Source organism: Palleronia abyssalis, from assembly GCF_900302445.1.
Taxonomy (GTDB): Bacteria; Pseudomonadota; Alphaproteobacteria; order Rhodobacterales; family Rhodobacteraceae; genus Palleronia; species Palleronia abyssalis.
Map to the genome: position 1 here is coordinate 33,001 of NZ_ONZF01000003.1, position 14,386 is coordinate 47,386.

Consider the following 14,386-nt stretch of genomic DNA (forward strand, 5'->3'; position numbering starts at 1 on the left):
AAGCAACAAGCTCAGGCTGTGGCGAACGCCTCGGCCAACCCGGCAAAGAGCCGCCGACCGTCCGTATTCCCCAGCGCCGGATCCGCGGCGCGTTCCGGATGGGGCATCATGCCGAGGACGCGGCCGTTCTCGCTGACGATACCCGCGATGTCGTGGACCGATCCGTTAGGATTGTCGGCATAGGTGAAGGCCACGCGCCCCTCTGCGCGGATCCGTTCAAGCGTTTGGTCATCCGCGACGTAGTTCCCGTCGTGATGGGCGATGGGAATGTGGATCGTCTGCCCAGCCTCGTAGCCCGAAGTGAAGACACTATCGCCTTCACCCACGACCAGCGGCACGGTGCGGCAGATATACTTGATCCGCTGGTTGCGCATCAGCGCACCCGGCAGCAGGCCGGTTTCGGTCAGAATTTGAAAGCCGTTGCAAATCCCCAGAACATAGCCGCCGCGCACGGCGTGGTCCGCCACCGCACGGCAGATCGGCGATTGCGCCGCGATCGCGCCCGAACGCAGGTAGTCGCCGTAGGAAAATCCGCCCGGCACGCCCACGAGATCGACCCCGTCGGGCAGTGTCGCGTCCTTGTGCCAGACCATCGATACGTCGAACCCGGCCGCCTGGAACGCTGTCTTCAGGTCTCGGTCGCAGTTCGACCCGGGAAACACGATGACCGCAGCCTTCATAGGTTCAGGTCCTTCTCGATCCGGGTGACCATGTCCGCGGCCTCGGCCCACCCGGACAGGCGATAGGTACAATCCTCACCGCGGTTGTGCAGCGCTTCGAAGCAGACCCCCTGCCCTGAAAACCCGGTGAAGTGCCGGGGCGAGTCGTCGATCAAAAGGTCGGCCCGCACGATGCCCTTGTCTCCGCAGAAGACGTAATTCTGCGGGTCGATGAACGGGAAATGCCGCGCAAGCCACGCGATCTTGTGCGGAACAGAGGCCGGATAATCCATCGCAGCCGTCGCCACATAGACCTCGTGCCGCGAGGTCAGGTCCTTCACCGCCTCCACCGCGCCCGTCATCGGGGCGATATCGGCAAAGAAGAACCCCTTGTGCATCTCGCACTCGACCGCGGCCGTGATGTCGGCCGGGGCCAGGTCGGCCAGCTTGCGGCCCGACAGCTCGTCATCCGAAGGGGCGAATCCGCGTTCGGCGAACAACGCGTACTTGGCCGCATGCGTGTCGGCCATGACCTCGTCCATGTCGATGGCGATGCGCATCAGGTCTCGATCCGGTAGCTTTCGATCACCGTGTTGGCCAGCAGCCGCTCGCACATCCGGGTAATCTCGTCCTCGGACGTGCTGTCGGCCAGCTCCAGCTCGATCACCTTGCCCTGCCGCACGCCTTCGACCCCGTCGAACCCCATCGCGCCCAGAGCGTGGCGGATCGCCTCGCCCTGCGGGTCCAGAACGCCGGTCTTCAGCATGACGATGACGCGCGCCTTCATGACCGCCCCCTTCAGTTGATCAGCGTCGGCTTCGACGCATGCGTGACGTTCGTAGGCAGAACCCCCAGCCGCCGCGCGACTTCCGTGTAAGCATCGGTCAGCGAGCCCAGGTCGCGGCGGAACACGTCCTTGTCCAGCTTCTGACCGGTCTCGATATCCCAAAGGCGACAGCTGTCGGGGCTGATCTCGTCGGCGACGATCAGGCGCATGAAATCATTGTCCCAGACGCGGCCGATCTCGATCTTGAAATCCACCAGCTTGATACCGACTGCCAGCATGATGCCCGACATGAAGTCGTTCACCCGAAGTGCCAGCGCGACCATGTCGTCCAGATCCTGCTGCGTGGCCCATCCGAAGGCCATGATATGCTCTTCCGAGACAAAGGGATCGCCCAGCTTGTCGTCCTTGAGGCAGAATTCCACGATCGGCCGCGGCAGCGCAGTCCCCTCGGCCAGCCCCAATCGCGTGGACATCGAACCGGCGGCGAAATTGCGCACGATCACTTCCAGTGGGATGATCTCGACTTGCCGGATCAGCTGCTCGCGCATGTTCAGCCGCTTGATGAAATGCGTTGGCACACCGATCTGCGCGAGGCCCTTCATGAAGAACTCGCTCAGCCGGTTGTTCAGGACGCCCTTGCCCTCGACCGTCGCCCGCTTTTCGGCGTTGAAGGCGGTAGCGTCGTCCTTGAAATACTGCACGATGGTGCCCGGCTCGGGGCCTTCGTACAGGATCTTGGCCTTGCCTTCGTAAATCTTCTTGCGGCGCGCCATGTCGGATCCTCTGGAGTGTCAGGCCTCGCCTATATGGCAATCCTGCCGAACCGGCAAGAAGTCCACCTTGAACGATCCCGCAGGGCCGTTACCTTGCGCCGCGGAGGGACAGGCATGCACATCTTCGATGACCGCGAACGCGCGTTCGAACACAAGTGGGCTCGCGACGCCGAACACCGCCTGCGCATCCGCGCCAGGCGCAACCGGCTTCTGGCCGACTGGGCCGTCGCCGAAGGTGATCTGACCGGGAACGCCGCCGCCGACCGGGCGCGGGCCTTGATGAAAAAGGATTACGAGCCGGGCGGGGAACACGCGTTCTTTTCCGCCATCGCCGAAGAAACCGGCCGCGACACCGCTGAAATTCGCGGCAAAGCCGAGGAATTCGCGACGCAGGCGGACAGCGAAGTCATTGTCTGACTTGCGGCCAAGCCCAATATCGTCATGAACGATCCTCAATTGCCCATTGTGCCTGTCGGTGCGATGGACACGCGACCCATCTGGAGAGACGAATGCCCGACGCCCTGACCGACATGCTGTCCGACCGCGACTGGATCCTCGCCGACGGGGCGACCGGAACGAACCTGTTCAACATGGGCCTCCAGTCCGGCGATTCCCCGGAATTCTGGAACGTCGACAAGCCCGACAACATCCGCGCCCTCTATCGCGGCCCAGTCGAGGCCGGGTCGGACCTGTTCCTGACCAACACCTTCGGCGGCAATGCCGCGCGCCTCAAGCTGCATGGCGGACAGGACCGGGTGCGCGAACTGAACCGCGCCGGCGCCGAACTGGGTCGCGAGATTGCCGACAAGTCCGGGCGCAAGGTGATTGTCGCAGGCTCCATGGGCCCCACGGGCGAGGTCATGGCACCGCTGGGCGCGCTGACCCACGAGATCGCGGTCGAGATGTTCGAGGAACAGGCGCAAGGCCTGAAGGAAGGCGGCGTCGACGTCCTGTGGGTCGAGACGATCAGCGCCCCCGAGGAATACAAGGCCGCCGCCGAAGCCGCAGCGCGCGTCGGCCTGCCCTGGTGCGGAACCATGTCTTTCGACACCGCGGGGCGCACGATGATGGGCACCACCAGCAGCGACATGGTGAAGATCGTCGGCAAGCTCGATCCGCAGCCTCTGGCCTTCGGCGCCAATTGCGGCGTCGGCGCGTCGGACCTGCTGCGCACCGTTCTGGGCTTCACCGAAGCAGGTGCTCCCCGCCCCGTCATCGCGAAGGGCAATGCCGGGATCCCCAAATACGTCGAGGGGCATATTCATTACGACGGAACGCCCGAGGTCATGGCGAACTATGCCGAACTGGCTCGCAACTGCGGGGCGCAGATCATTGGCGGATGCTGCGGCACCACGCCCGATCATCTGCGCGCGATGCGCGAGTCGCTGGAAACCCGCTCCAAGGGGGAACGCCCAACCCTCGAGGAGATCGAGGCCAAGCTGGGCGGCTTCTCCTCGGCCAAAGACGGGACAGGTGCGGACGACACGCCCAAGCGCGAACGCCGCGGCCGCCGCCGGGCGTGAACGACCCGCTTCGGGGCGGCGAGGTTCGCTTGTAAGGCAGCCTTGTCTGCGCCTCGCCTGCTGAGGCGCAGATCGCGAGGGAACTTCTGCCGGAACACGTCCAGCTGACTTTGGCGGAACCGGATGCCTGTCTTTCGATGTCACGCCAACGGAAGCCCCCTTAGTCTGGCGGGTGCAGGAGCGCTTCATCGACCGCGTCGCGTTCGAGGCACATTGCCGACGTGCCGCCACATCGACGTGCGGCCAAACAACGGTGGGCATCCGCCGCAACTACACCATCACCTGACTCGAAGTTGTCACCGAAAATGAGGAGGGCTGGCCCTGGAACGCATAGCGCCTTCGGTCATGACCGAGAGCCTGAATCAGCACGCCGCCCGTCAATCGCAGTCATACAATCAGGCGAGTGCTGCGCGCGCTAAAGAATCTCCAAGAGCCTGACCTTTGTTCGTACATCTGGCCGCAAGCTCGCAGGATCACCCATCCAACCCTCTCACCCCTGCGGTCCACATCGCCCTTCCCGAACTTCATCCGCCGACCGGACTCCAGCCCGTCTTCATCCTTGTGAAAATACCCCGGGGAGCGCGAGGGGCAGCGCCCCTCGCCCTTAGAACAATGACGCCTGCCGATCATCCCCAAGCGGCACAGCGAACAGCTCCCGCCTGAGCGGCGGCAGGCCCTCGGCGAAACCCAGCCGCCGCCGGGCCAAGTCGAAGCGCCGGCCGATCAGCTCGGCGTGAAGCCCCTCGCCGCGCATCCGGTGGCCCCATTCCGACGAATAAAGCGCCCCGCCATGCATCTCGCGCAGCCGCGACAGCACCTTCGCCGACCGTCCGGGAGCGTGCCGTTCCAGCCAATCCTCGAACAGCCCCGAGACCTCGTAGGGCAGGCGTAGCATGATCCACGACGCCGCGACCGCCCCCGCGTTGCGGGCAGCGGACAGGACCCCCTCGATCTCGTGATCCGTCAGACCGGGCACGACCGGGGAAACCATGACCCGCACCTCGACCCCGGCCTTGGCCAAGGTCTCGATGGCCTTCAGCCGACGCGCGGGGGACGGAACCCGCGGCTCCATCGTCCGGGCCAGACACGTGTCCAGTGTCGTCACGCTGATGCCGACGCGCGCCAGGCCTGCGCCGCTCATCTCCGCCAGAATATCGACGTCGCGCTCGACCATGGCCCCCTTGGTGGCGATGGTCAGCGGGTGGCGGAACCGCTGCAAGACCTCCAGCACCCCGCGCATGATCCGACGCTCGCGCTCGATCGGCTGATAGGGATCCGTATTCGTCCCCAACGCGATGACGTCGCAGCGATACCCTTTCGCTCTTAACTGCCGATCGAGCACGGCGGGCGCTTCGGGCCGGGCGATCAGCTTCGTCTCGAAATCCAGACCCGGGGACATGCCCAGATAACCATGCGACGGCCGCGCAAAGCAGTACACGCAGCCATGTTCGCAGCCGCGATAGGGATTGATCGACCGGTCGAAAGAGATGTCGGGCGACGTGTTGCGCGCGATAATCGCGCGGATCCGCTCGTCGCGGACCTCCGTCTGGGCCAGCCGCGGTTCATCCGGGGCCCAGCCGTCATCGACCGCCTCGCGCACATGGGCGTCAAACCGGGTTTCAGGGTTCAGTTCGGTCCCGCGGGCGCGGGTGCGCAGATGGGGCGGCGGCAGGTCGGGCATCGCCACGATATAGAACGGAATGAGAACGCGCGAAACCCCCATGCGCCTCATGTCGATGATGCAGCATCCGCATTTGACGCCATGTCGCCATTGCCTCAAGTGAAGTCGCAATCCGATCAGACCCCGCATCGAAAACAGCGGCACTGGTCTGAAACGCTTGGCAGGAGACGACCATGGCCGACGACGACGAAATTATCCTCTCCGACCTCAGCGACGAAGAACTCGTCGAACAGATGATGGACGACCTCTACGATGGTATGAGGCCCGAAATCGAAGAGAGCGTGAACATCCTTCTGGAACGAGGATGGGAGCCTTATCGCATCCTGACCGAGGCGCTCGTCGCCGGCATGACCATCGTCGGACACGATTTCCGCGACGGGATCCTGTTCGTCCCCGAGGTTCTTCTGGCCGCCAACGCCATGAAGGGCGGCATGTTCATTCTCAAGCCGTTGCTCGCCGAAACCGGTGCGCCCAAGCAGGGCAAGATGGTGATCGGCACCGTCAAGGGCGACATCCACGACATCGGCAAGAACCTCGTGGGCATGATGATGGAAGGCGCCGGGTTCGAGGTCGTGGACCTGGGCATCAACAACCCGGTCGAGGATTACCTCGAAGCGCTGGTCCGCGAACAGGCCGATATCCTGGGCATGTCCGCCCTTCTGACGACCACGATGCCCTACATGAAGGTCGTGATCGACACGATGAAGGAGAAGGGCATCCGCGACGATTACATCGTGCTGGTCGGCGGCGCCCCCCTGAACGAGGAATTCGGCCGCGCCATCGGTGCCGACGCCTATTGCCGCGATGCCGCCGTCGCGGTCGAGACGGCGAAGGATTTCGTCAAGCGCCGCCACAATCAGATGAACGCCTGACCGCAAATCCGACGGTACCACGCCAGACGTTGACGTAACGTTCGGCGAGCGGTCAAATCCCGGGCAAGCGCATGGATGCGGGGCCCGGGACATGACAGAAGACACCACACGTCGAACCCGGGACGCCATCGACCGTCTGCACCGCGGCTATGACCTTTCCTTCCGGACCCGTTTCGCACCCGTGGTGATCGTCGTCTGGGCGCTTATCGCTACGCTTCCCATCCATACTTCGACCGTGACCTCGGCACTCTATCCTACCGCGATCGCTCCGCCTGCTGCGATCCTGCGCACCGATATCGACCGCGCCCGGCTGGCCGCCATCGAAGCCCGAACCCTTGCCTCCGCTGTCGCGGGGCAAACCGCAGCCGACACCGCTTCGGAACTGGCCGCCCGCCGCGCCATACTCGACCGGATCGAGGCCGAAGACCGTGGCGTCCGGCAAGGCGCCGCCCGCATCCGCGCGGCGGAGCTTCGTCTCACCACTGCAAGCGTTCTGTTTTTTGCCGCACTGGGCGTCGCTCTTATCGGGCATCTGGGTATCGCCATCAGGGTCCTGTCGGCGATCGAGACGCACAATTCCCCGCGGCGCGTCGTCGGACCCGGCGTCGGGACGATCCTGTCGGGGACGGCCGCGGCCGCCCTTGCCTTGTCGCAGTCCGGATGGACCCTGGGACTTCCTCAGCGCTTTGTGGACGCGCTGGTCCCGGATCGTGCGCCCATCGCGTTTGCCTCGGGTCTGGCCGGCCTCGTCGTTCTGCTAATGCTAACACAACTGAACACCTGGACTTTCGCGTCGAACTGGCCGCGTCATCGCGTTGCCGTCGACGTGCGGCGATTGCTCGTCACGCCCGGCCAGGACATTCCGACGTTGAGGCAGATGTGCAAGACCGGCCCCAAGGTCAGCGACGACGGCCCGAAGGTCTGGCGAGAGGTCGCGCCCGCCGTCTCGATGCGCAATATCCGCCAGACCTGCATTCCCGTCGTCATCGTCATGGCCCTCGGGCTGCTCGCGCTTGCGCTTACGGTCGAGGTGGCGGCACTGCGCACTACCGGCGGCCGCGAACTGCCACAGGGTGTGGCGCAGTTGGGGAATGCGTGGCTCATCTCGACCGGGGTGCTGTTCTCGGCGGCGGTGGCCCTATGCTATGCGATCCCGGCATTGCGCGTTGCGCCCTATGCCGCGGCAACCGAACGGCCCGCGACATCCGACGCGTTGAAGTTTGCCGACAGGGCGCTGGACCGGATGTTTCCGCGCGGCAACGCCCCCGGGCCCCTAGAAGAGGACCCGCCCGGGCTTCGCGCGCTGATCTGCCATATCGGCGCTGGAGAAACCAAGTTCAGGACCATCCTCGACGGGGCCACACAGATCTCGATGCCCCACGACCTTCTGGGCGATACGCTGACCGAGAAGGGCAAGGTTCTCCTGACACTTCTGACCCCAGCCCTCGGCAGCGGCCTGCTTGCCGTACTGACCTGACCCTTCCCATTCCCTTCGACGTTCCCCATATCGCAATGCAGGAGGTGCGCCATGCCGCTCGACCGTTTCGTCCTGATCCTCGTGCTCGTCATTCTGGCCGCCGGCATCACGGTATGGCTGGGGACAATCGTCTTCGCCGGGATCTCGCAGCCGTGGATCCTGTCGCTTCTGATCCCCGCGGCGCTGATCGCCTATGTCGTGGTGCGTGTCATCCGCGACCGCATGGCCGAGGGCGACAAATACGACCGGACCCCGCGCTGATGCTGATCGTCACGACCGAGACCGTCGCGGGCCGCGAGATTGCCCAGACCCTGGGTCTGGTGCGCGGCTCGACCGTGCGGGCCAAGCATCTGGGATCGGACATCGTCGCAAGCCTGCGTAACCTCGTCGGGGGCGAAGTCCGCGAATACGCCCAGCTTCTGGCCGGCGCACGGGAACAGGCGCTGGATCGCATGATCGCCGAGGCTGAGGCCATGGGCGCGGACGCCATCGTCGGCGCGCGGTTCGAGACGTCGCAGATCGCCCAGCAGGCCAGCGAGGTCCTGGCTTTCGGCACGGCCGTCAAGCTGGCCCCGTGACCCTGCCCGACGAAGCCGCGCTGACCCATGACGGCCTGCGCCCCGACGGTGCCGGGCGCGTTCTGGTGCTGGCCTGCGGGGCGCTCGCGCGCGAGATCACCGCGCTGATCCGTCTGAACGATCTGGATCATGTGGATCTGGCCTGCCTTCCGGCGATCCTGCACAACCGGCCCGAAAGAATCGCGCCGGCCCTGCGCGAGGCGATCCTGCGGCATCGGGCTGATTACGAAACAATTCTGATCGGATACGGGGATTGTGGCACCGGGGGCGACATTGATCGCCTCTGTGCCGAGTTCGGCGTACAGCGCCTGCCCGGCGCCCATTGCTACGCCTTCTTCACCGGGGTCGGGTCGTTCGAGGCGGCGGCCGAAGATGAGATCACTGCTTTCTACCTCACCGATTTCCTGGCCCGGCAGTTCGACGCCTTCGTCACGCGCCCCCTCGGCCTCGACCGTCATCCTGAACTGCGCGAAATGTATTTCGGTAATTACGATCGGTTGGTTTACCTCGCCCAGACCGACGACCCTGAACTGACCCGTCGTGCCGAAGCCGCGGCTTCATCCTTGGGCCTGCGGTTCGAACGACGTTTCACCGGCTTTGGCGACCTTGAAACCGTGCTTGCGACGGCCGCCGATTAGCCCGCGTTTCTGGCCGTGACGCGGATCCGTTCGACCATGGCGCGCAGACCGTTCGAGCGTTGCGACGACAGATGGTCATTCAGACCAAGCCGCGCCAATTCGCCCTCGGCATCGATCTTCGGCACGGACCCCACAGGCTCCCCGGCATAGAGGGCATGCAGGATCGCGATCAGACCCTTGACGATCATCGCGTCGGAATCGCCACGGAAGTCGAACTTGCCCGCCTCGATGGTGGGCACCAGCCAGACCTGGCTGGCGCAGCCTTCGACCTTGGTGGCTGGCACCTTCAGGGCATCCTCCAGGGGGGGCATCGCCTTGCCGATCTCGATCACGTGGCGATACCGGTCCTCCCAATCGTCCAGGAATTCGAAAGTGTCGGCAATGTCCTCGAACGCGGCGCTGGCCATGATCTTTCCCCGGTGCTGGTCCGGGGTGGCAGGTAAGCCCCGGGTGCCCCGGTGGCAAGCCGCCAACAGCTTTTCACACCGCGGCACATCGGCTATCGCTTCGGGCGGGGAAAAACTGTGGGGGGACCATGATGACACGATTCATGCTGGCGGCACTCGTCGCGCTGAGCGTTGCGGGATGCGGACGCCTGAATCCGTTCGGCGGTGCCGGCGAAACCGATGAGGTCATGCGTCCCGACACGATCTCGGCCGAAATCCCGGACGACCGTCCGCTGGTCCCCGCCCTTGCCGGCATCGAGGTCGAGCCCGACACCACCGGCGCCGCCATCGTCCGCGCGACCGCCGCAATCCCGCGCCCCGGCTACTGGAAGGCGGCCCTGATCCCGCTGCCGCAAACCGACCCCGGCGTGCTGCGCCTGGCCTTCGTGGCGAATCCACCCACCGATGCGACGCCCCTGCCCGCCCCCGACCGCGTGCGCAGGATCACGGCGGCCTACGAGATTTCCCCCCGCGATCTCTTCAGCATCCGGGAAATCGTCGTCCTGTCGGAGCAGAACGCCCAGACGATCCGTCGCTGATCAGCCTTTCTTCTCGCTCGTGGGCTTTTGATCCTCGCTGACGGTCTCGGCCTCGCCTGGCGGCAGCATCGACACCAGACGCACACCGGGCCCGGCGGCGACCTCGTCATCCTTGCCGATGAAATGGATCTCCCCAGCCGTGTCGATGAAGGCCAGAAGCTTGGCCTCGGGGCGTTTCTCGCGCCACTCCTTCATCCGGTATTCCTCGCTCAACCGCGTGACGCGGAACGTCCAGTTCTGCCACATGAGCCGATTGAGCTCGTTATACGTCGCATTCCCCGCGAAGGTTCGCCCACCCAGCGAGGATGGCAACGCATGCCGTGCGTTCGCCGCCTTCTCGCGCGCCAACTGATAGACATTCTCGCGCCCGAATTCCGGGCCCAGATCGGTGGCGACCAGCGTGTTGTAGGCTTCGTTGTCAGTCGCGGCGACCACGATCTTGTAGCCCGCCATGTCCACCCGAAGCTCGGCCCCCTCCGACAGGACGTCGCCGAAGAACGTCTCGATCCCCAATTCACGCGCCCGCCGCAGATGCCCGCGGTTCGCATCCGTCACAAGAACCGGGATCTCGGCCTTCTTCAGCGTCTCGGCCAGCCCGGTCGTCCAGTAGGACCCGCCCACCAGGATGACGCCCGGCACCTCGGCCGCCGTCACCTTCAGGAATCGCGCGACCGGCGCCAGCGTGAAGCCATGCACGACCACCGACGCGGCCACCAGGATGAAGGCCAGCGGACCGATCAGCGCGCCGTCCTCGACCCCCAGACCGATCAGACGTTCGCCGAACAGACCGGCGACGGCCACCAGAACCACGCCGCGCGGGCCGGTCGTCGCCACCAGAATCTTTTCGCGGATCGGCAGGTCGGTGAAGTAAAGCGCCAGGAACACCGTGACCGGCCGGACCACTGACAACACCACGATAACGAACAGGATGGACCGCCACGTCAGCTGGGACAGGGCGCTGAAGTCCAGGGACGCCGCCAGCAGAATGAACACACCCGAAACCAGAAGGACCGTCGCATGCTCCTTGAACCGGCGCATCTCCTCATAGCTGGGCAGGTTCGCGTTGGCGATCACGATGCCCATCACGGTCACGGCCAGAAGCCCGGATTCGTGCAAGATCAGGTCGCTAACGGCAAAGACGCCCAGCACGACCACGAACAGCACCGGCACCTTCATGTATTCGGGCACTTTGGCCCGGCGGAATGCCCAAGACAGGGCATAGCCCGCGCCGATCCCCAGCACTGTCGCCACGGTGATACCCCAGACCAGCGTCCAGGTCGCCTCGGCGAACTGCTCGGCCGTGTTCAGGACGATCACCACCTCCAGCGCCAGCACCGCAGCCAACGCGCCCACGGGGTCGTTCAGGATCGCTTCCCACTGCAACAAGGCCGCGGGACGCCGTGCCAGCCTGGCCGATCGCAGAAGCGGCGCGATCACCGTGGGGCCGGTGACGATCATGATGCCGCCGAAGACCGCGGCACTCTCCCACGTGGTGCCCGCGCCATAGCGCAGCGCCAGCGTGGACAGAAGCCACCCCACGGGCGCCCCGATGAAGACCAGCCGCTTCACCCCCGAGGCTGCGTCCCGCAGCGTATGGAAGTTCAGTGTCAGCCCCCCCTCGAACAGGATGATGGCCACCGCGATCGAGATCATCGGCAAGTAGAACGGCCCGATATCCCGCTGGGGATCGAAGATCCCAAGAACGGGCCCCGCGATCACGCCCACGGCCAGCATGAGAACGATGGCGGGCATCCGCAATTGCCAAGCCAGCCACTGGGCCCCCACGCCAAGCGCGCCGACAAGCGCCACCGCCGCCACCGGGTCCAATGCCCCTGCTGCCGTCTCGACTGCCATGTCCGGATAATCCTTCGTCCCGTATCCGCCAGGATGTAACATCCCCCCCGCCGAAAGAAAGAACGATAACGCCCGGTTCCGGCCGGTTTTGCGCCCATCGCACGACCCCCGGCGACCACGCACATCGCGCGGCTTGCCCCGCCCCGAAATACGTGGTCCGCTTCGCCCATGGCGCCGCTGACACACCGTCCCTTGCACTGGACCTTCGTCGCGTTCGAGCTGGCCCCGATCGCCGCGTTCTCGTGGTCGGGCCGGTTCGGGCTGCCCATCGACCAGCGGTTCATCCTGGGCGCGGGCCTGGCGGTCGCCTGCACGGCCGTGCTGGTCCTGCGGCGGTGGGCGATCAACCCGCTCTTCACCGCGATCAACCTGTGGCTCTGCCTCGAGGCCATCGCGCTCGGCGCCGGGATCGACCGGCTTGCCCGCCTCAGCGCGCAGATGCAGGAATCCGCCCTGTTCGCGACCATGCTTCTGGCGGGCCTCGTCTGCTGGGCCGTCCTGCCCCGCGGCCTGTTCTCGCGCCGCGCCGGGGATGTCCGCCGGGTCCGCCTCGGCACGCTCACGCTTCTGGGCATGATCGCGGCCGCGCTGGTCTGGTCGCTGGCCTGGCGCGGGCACGAACAGATCGCCGCCGTCCTTCCGGCCACGGTGATCCTCCTCGCCCAGCAGTTGTGGCCCTCGGCCCGGCCGGCCTGAGCGGCCCTCGGGGCCCCGCCTTGCGACGCCCCCGACGCTTTGCTAGCGCGATCCGAACGCTTCCTTCCCGAAAGGCCCCTGCGATGACCGGAACCGATGCGCCCTGGTGGCAAAGCGGCATTATCTATCAGATTTATCCCCGCTCGTTCCAGGATTCGACCGGCTCGGGCGTGGGCGACCTGAACGGCATCCGCATGCGCCTTTCGCATGTCGCGTCCCTGGGCGCGGACGCGGTCTGGATCTCGCCCATCTACCCTTCGCCCATGAAGGACGGGGGCTACGACATCTCGGACTATACGGGGGTCGAGCCGATCTTCGGCACCATCGCGGATTTCGAGGCGCTGACCGACGAGGCCCATCGCCTGGGGCTGAAGGTCCTTCTGGATTTCGTGCCCGCCCACAGCTCGGACCAGCATCCGTGGTTCCAGGCCAGTCGCAGGTCGCGCGACGACGCGAAACGCGACTGGTACATCTGGCGCGAGGCGGGACCGGATGGCGGCCCGCCCAACAACTGGATCAGCGAGTTCGGCGGCCCGGCCTGGACGTGGGACGAGACCACGCAGCAATACTACTTGCATATCTACGCGCGCGAACAACCGGCGCTGAACTGGCGCAATCCGGACGTTGCTCAGGCTATGCTGGACGCGATGGCCACTTGGTACGACCGCGGTGTCGATGGCTTCCGCGTCGATGCGGTGGAACACCTGACGCCGGACGCCAAATTGCGCGACAACCCGAAGAACCCCGACTGGGATCCGAAAGAGGGCCCGGCGCGGTCGCTATTTCGCACCTATACCTCCCACCAACCCGAGGTCTTCCCCCATGTCCGCGCCATGCGGGCCGTGGCCGACGCGTACGCCACCCAAGACGGCGCCCGACTTCTGGTCGGGGAAGCCTACGGAAATATAGATGAGGTCATGCTCTATTACGGCGCGGCGGGCGACGGCTTCCAGCTGCCCTTCAACTTTGAACTGATCCAGGCCCCCTGGGACCCGCTTCACATCGCCAACTACATCGACCGCTACGAGGCGATGATCCCCGAAGGGGGTTGGCCGAACTGGGTGCTTGGCAACCACGATCGCGACCGCATCACCAGCCGTGTCGGCGCTGCGCAAGCCCGGGTGGCCAAGATGCTGCTTCTGACCCTGCGCGGCACGCCTACGCTGTGGCAGGGTGACGAGCTGGGTATGGAGAACGAGCACGTCCCGGAGGAGCTTCTCCAAGACCCCTGGGCCATCAACAACCCCGACACCGGCATCGGTCGCGACCCCGTGCGGATCCCAATGCCTTGGGACGATACGCTTGGACGCGGCTTCACGAGAGGTACGTCCTTCCTTCCCATGTCGGGCATCGCTTCCGCCGCCGCACAGGCACAAGATGCGCAGTCGATGCTGACCCTCGTGCGCGCCCTCATCACCCTGCGCCGCGCGGAACCCGCACTCAACTGCGGTACTTATTCGCGCCTTCATGCCGACGGCGCGGTCCTCGCCTACTGCCGCGCCCATGAAGGAAGATCGCTGGCGGTCGCCCTGAACTTCACCGATGAACCGCAGCCCCTGCCCGTTCAAGGCACGGCGCGGCTCTCTACCCTCCCCGACCGCGATCTTCGCACGGTCGACGGGCTTCTGCCCGATGAAGGGGTCATATTCGATCTTTGACACCCCGCGTTTTGCGGGCCGGACACCGTTTGGGTATTTTTCCAAGGATGAATTGGCGATCCACCCCGCTCCGCAACCGGCGCCGATCCCGGAGCGGGGCTTCACCCTTGGCGGTCATCGGCTCCCCAGCCTGTACCGCCGGAACAGGCATAGCGCGGTAACCTTAACAAAGGGTTAGGTGCTTCATCCTTGTTCAAATACCCAA

Annotated in this window: 17 protein-coding genes; 10 read left to right on the forward strand and 7 right to left on the reverse strand. The window is 65.3% G+C overall.

Annotation, left to right across the window (positions count from 1 at the left end):
• Positions 1-11: 11 nt before the first annotated feature.
• The 4 genes from purQ to purC are packed head-to-tail and all read right to left on the reverse strand — an operon-like array spanning position 12 to position 2,219.
• Positions 12-680 (reverse strand): phosphoribosylformylglycinamidine synthase subunit PurQ, encoded by a 669-nt coding sequence (gene purQ, locus PAA8504_RS07490; RefSeq protein ID WP_108893574.1) that lies wholly within the window; start codon positions 678-680, stop codon positions 12-14.
• The gene (locus PAA8504_RS07495) at positions 677-1,219 is read right to left on the reverse strand and encodes a 5' nucleotidase, NT5C type (RefSeq protein WP_108893575.1); all 543 of its coding nucleotides are present in this window, start codon (positions 1,217-1,219) and stop codon (positions 677-679) included. Before PAA8504_RS07495 ends, purQ begins: the two co-directional genes overlap by 4 nt.
• Positions 1,219-1,446 (reverse strand): phosphoribosylformylglycinamidine synthase subunit PurS, encoded by a 228-nt coding sequence (gene purS / locus PAA8504_RS07500; RefSeq protein ID WP_108893576.1) that lies wholly within the window; start codon positions 1,444-1,446, stop codon positions 1,219-1,221. The genes PAA8504_RS07495 and purS overlap by 1 nt, the downstream gene beginning before the upstream one ends.
• Before the next feature lie 11 nt (positions 1,447-1,457).
• Positions 1,458-2,219 (reverse strand): phosphoribosylaminoimidazolesuccinocarboxamide synthase, encoded by a 762-nt coding sequence (gene purC / locus PAA8504_RS07505; RefSeq protein ID WP_108893577.1) that lies wholly within the window; start codon positions 2,217-2,219, stop codon positions 1,458-1,460.
• 114 nt (positions 2,220-2,333) lie between these two features.
• Here purC and PAA8504_RS07510 point away from each other — a divergent pair, with 114 nt between their 5' ends.
• Entirely contained in the window at positions 2,334-2,636 is a 303-nt protein-coding gene (locus PAA8504_RS07510; RefSeq protein WP_181375731.1) for an ATPase inhibitor subunit zeta, read from the forward strand.
• Positions 2,637-2,728: 92 nt separating this feature from the next.
• Positions 2,729-3,742, forward strand: a complete 1,014-nt coding sequence (bmt, locus tag PAA8504_RS07515) for a betaine--homocysteine S-methyltransferase (RefSeq protein ID WP_108893579.1) — start codon at positions 2,729-2,731, stop codon at positions 3,740-3,742.
• A 604-nt stretch (positions 3,743-4,346) separates the two neighbouring features.
• Here bmt and PAA8504_RS07525 read toward each other — a convergent pair.
• The gene (locus PAA8504_RS07525; RefSeq protein WP_108894055.1) at positions 4,347-5,423 is read right to left on the reverse strand and encodes a PA0069 family radical SAM protein; all 1,077 of its coding nucleotides are present in this window, start codon (positions 5,421-5,423) and stop codon (positions 4,347-4,349) included.
• Positions 5,424-5,596: 173 nt separating this feature from the next.
• On the opposite strand from PAA8504_RS07525, the gene PAA8504_RS07530 reads away from it, so the two are divergent.
• The 5 genes from PAA8504_RS07530 (at position 5,597) to PAA8504_RS07550 (ending at position 8,988) form a co-directional block, all read left to right on the forward strand.
• Positions 5,597-6,295 (forward strand): cobalamin B12-binding domain-containing protein, encoded by a 699-nt coding sequence (locus PAA8504_RS07530; RefSeq protein WP_108893580.1) that lies wholly within the window; start codon positions 5,597-5,599, stop codon positions 6,293-6,295.
• A 91-nt stretch (positions 6,296-6,386) separates the two neighbouring features.
• The gene (locus PAA8504_RS07535) at positions 6,387-7,772 is read left to right on the forward strand and encodes a hypothetical protein (protein ID WP_108893581.1); all 1,386 of its coding nucleotides are present in this window, start codon (positions 6,387-6,389) and stop codon (positions 7,770-7,772) included.
• A gap of 51 nt (positions 7,773-7,823) precedes the next feature.
• Complete coding sequence (locus PAA8504_RS07540) at positions 7,824-8,033, forward strand: hypothetical protein (RefSeq protein ID WP_108893582.1); 210 nt, start codon at positions 7,824-7,826, stop codon at positions 8,031-8,033.
• Positions 8,033-8,350 (forward strand): YbjQ family protein, encoded by a 318-nt coding sequence (locus PAA8504_RS07545; RefSeq protein WP_108893583.1) that lies wholly within the window; start codon positions 8,033-8,035, stop codon positions 8,348-8,350. Before PAA8504_RS07540 ends, PAA8504_RS07545 begins: the two co-directional genes overlap by 1 nt.
• Positions 8,347-8,988: a DUF1638 domain-containing protein gene (locus tag PAA8504_RS07550; protein ID WP_370739682.1), complete on the forward strand. Its 642-nt coding sequence runs from the start codon at positions 8,347-8,349 to the stop codon at positions 8,986-8,988. The genes PAA8504_RS07545 and PAA8504_RS07550 overlap by 4 nt, the downstream gene beginning before the upstream one ends.
• On the opposite strand, the gene PAA8504_RS07555 is transcribed toward PAA8504_RS07550, so the two are convergent.
• The gene (locus tag PAA8504_RS07555; protein WP_108893584.1) at positions 8,985-9,395 is read right to left on the reverse strand and encodes a SufE family protein; all 411 of its coding nucleotides are present in this window, start codon (positions 9,393-9,395) and stop codon (positions 8,985-8,987) included. The two genes, PAA8504_RS07550 and PAA8504_RS07555, sit on opposite strands and share 4 nt — an antisense overlap.
• A 128-nt stretch (positions 9,396-9,523) precedes the next feature.
• On the opposite strand from PAA8504_RS07555, the gene PAA8504_RS07560 reads away from it, so the two are divergent.
• A complete protein-coding gene (locus tag PAA8504_RS07560) occupies positions 9,524-9,973 on the forward strand; it encodes a hypothetical protein (RefSeq protein ID WP_146190462.1) in 450 nt (149 codons plus the stop codon).
• Here the strand turns inward: PAA8504_RS07560 and PAA8504_RS07565 are convergent, their stop codons facing one another.
• Positions 9,974-11,827, reverse strand: a complete 1,854-nt coding sequence (locus PAA8504_RS07565) for a cation:proton antiporter (protein ID WP_108893586.1) — start codon at positions 11,825-11,827, stop codon at positions 9,974-9,976.
• A gap of 168 nt (positions 11,828-11,995) precedes the next feature.
• On the opposite strand from PAA8504_RS07565, the gene PAA8504_RS07570 reads away from it, so the two are divergent.
• On the forward strand, positions 11,996-12,523 hold the full coding sequence (locus tag PAA8504_RS07570) for a hypothetical protein (RefSeq protein WP_108893587.1): 528 nt from the start codon (positions 11,996-11,998) through the stop codon (positions 12,521-12,523).
• A gap of 83 nt (positions 12,524-12,606) precedes the next feature.
• A complete protein-coding gene (locus PAA8504_RS07575; RefSeq protein ID WP_108893588.1) occupies positions 12,607-14,181 on the forward strand; it encodes an alpha-amylase family glycosyl hydrolase in 1,575 nt (524 codons plus the stop codon).
• Positions 14,182-14,386: the final 205 nt, after the last annotated feature.

Bases quoted from the DNA above. Each gene is read 5' to 3' on its own strand.
- purQ (WP_108893574.1), bottom strand. From the start codon at position 680: ATGAAGGCTGCGGTCATCGTGTTTCCCGGGTCGAACTGCGACCGAGAC.
- PAA8504_RS07495 (WP_108893575.1), bottom strand. From the start codon at position 1,219: ATGCGCATCGCCATCGACATGGACGAGGTCATGGCCGACACGCATGCG.
- purS (WP_108893576.1), bottom strand. From the start codon at position 1,446: ATGAAGGCGCGCGTCATCGTCATGCTGAAGACCGGCGTTCTGGACCCG.
- purC (WP_108893577.1), bottom strand. From the start codon at position 2,219: ATGGCGCGCCGCAAGAAGATTTACGAAGGCAAGGCCAAGATCCTGTAC.
- PAA8504_RS07510 (WP_181375731.1), top strand. From the start codon at position 2,334: ATGCACATCTTCGATGACCGCGAACGCGCGTTCGAACACAAGTGGGCT.
- bmt (WP_108893579.1), top strand. From the start codon at position 2,729: ATGCCCGACGCCCTGACCGACATGCTGTCCGACCGCGACTGGATCCTC.
- PAA8504_RS07525 (WP_108894055.1), bottom strand. From the start codon at position 5,423: ATGCCCGACCTGCCGCCGCCCCATCTGCGCACCCGCGCCCGCGGGACC.
- PAA8504_RS07530 (WP_108893580.1), top strand. From the start codon at position 5,597: ATGGCCGACGACGACGAAATTATCCTCTCCGACCTCAGCGACGAAGAA.
- PAA8504_RS07535 (WP_108893581.1), top strand. From the start codon at position 6,387: ATGACAGAAGACACCACACGTCGAACCCGGGACGCCATCGACCGTCTG.
- PAA8504_RS07540 (WP_108893582.1), top strand. From the start codon at position 7,824: ATGCCGCTCGACCGTTTCGTCCTGATCCTCGTGCTCGTCATTCTGGCC.
- PAA8504_RS07545 (WP_108893583.1), top strand. From the start codon at position 8,033: ATGCTGATCGTCACGACCGAGACCGTCGCGGGCCGCGAGATTGCCCAG.
- PAA8504_RS07555 (WP_108893584.1), bottom strand. From the start codon at position 9,395: ATGGCCAGCGCCGCGTTCGAGGACATTGCCGACACTTTCGAATTCCTG.
- PAA8504_RS07560 (WP_146190462.1), top strand. From the start codon at position 9,524: ATGATGACACGATTCATGCTGGCGGCACTCGTCGCGCTGAGCGTTGCG.
- PAA8504_RS07565 (WP_108893586.1), bottom strand. From the start codon at position 11,827: ATGGCAGTCGAGACGGCAGCAGGGGCATTGGACCCGGTGGCGGCGGTG.
- PAA8504_RS07570 (WP_108893587.1), top strand. From the start codon at position 11,996: ATGGCGCCGCTGACACACCGTCCCTTGCACTGGACCTTCGTCGCGTTC.
- PAA8504_RS07575 (WP_108893588.1), top strand. From the start codon at position 12,607: ATGACCGGAACCGATGCGCCCTGGTGGCAAAGCGGCATTATCTATCAG.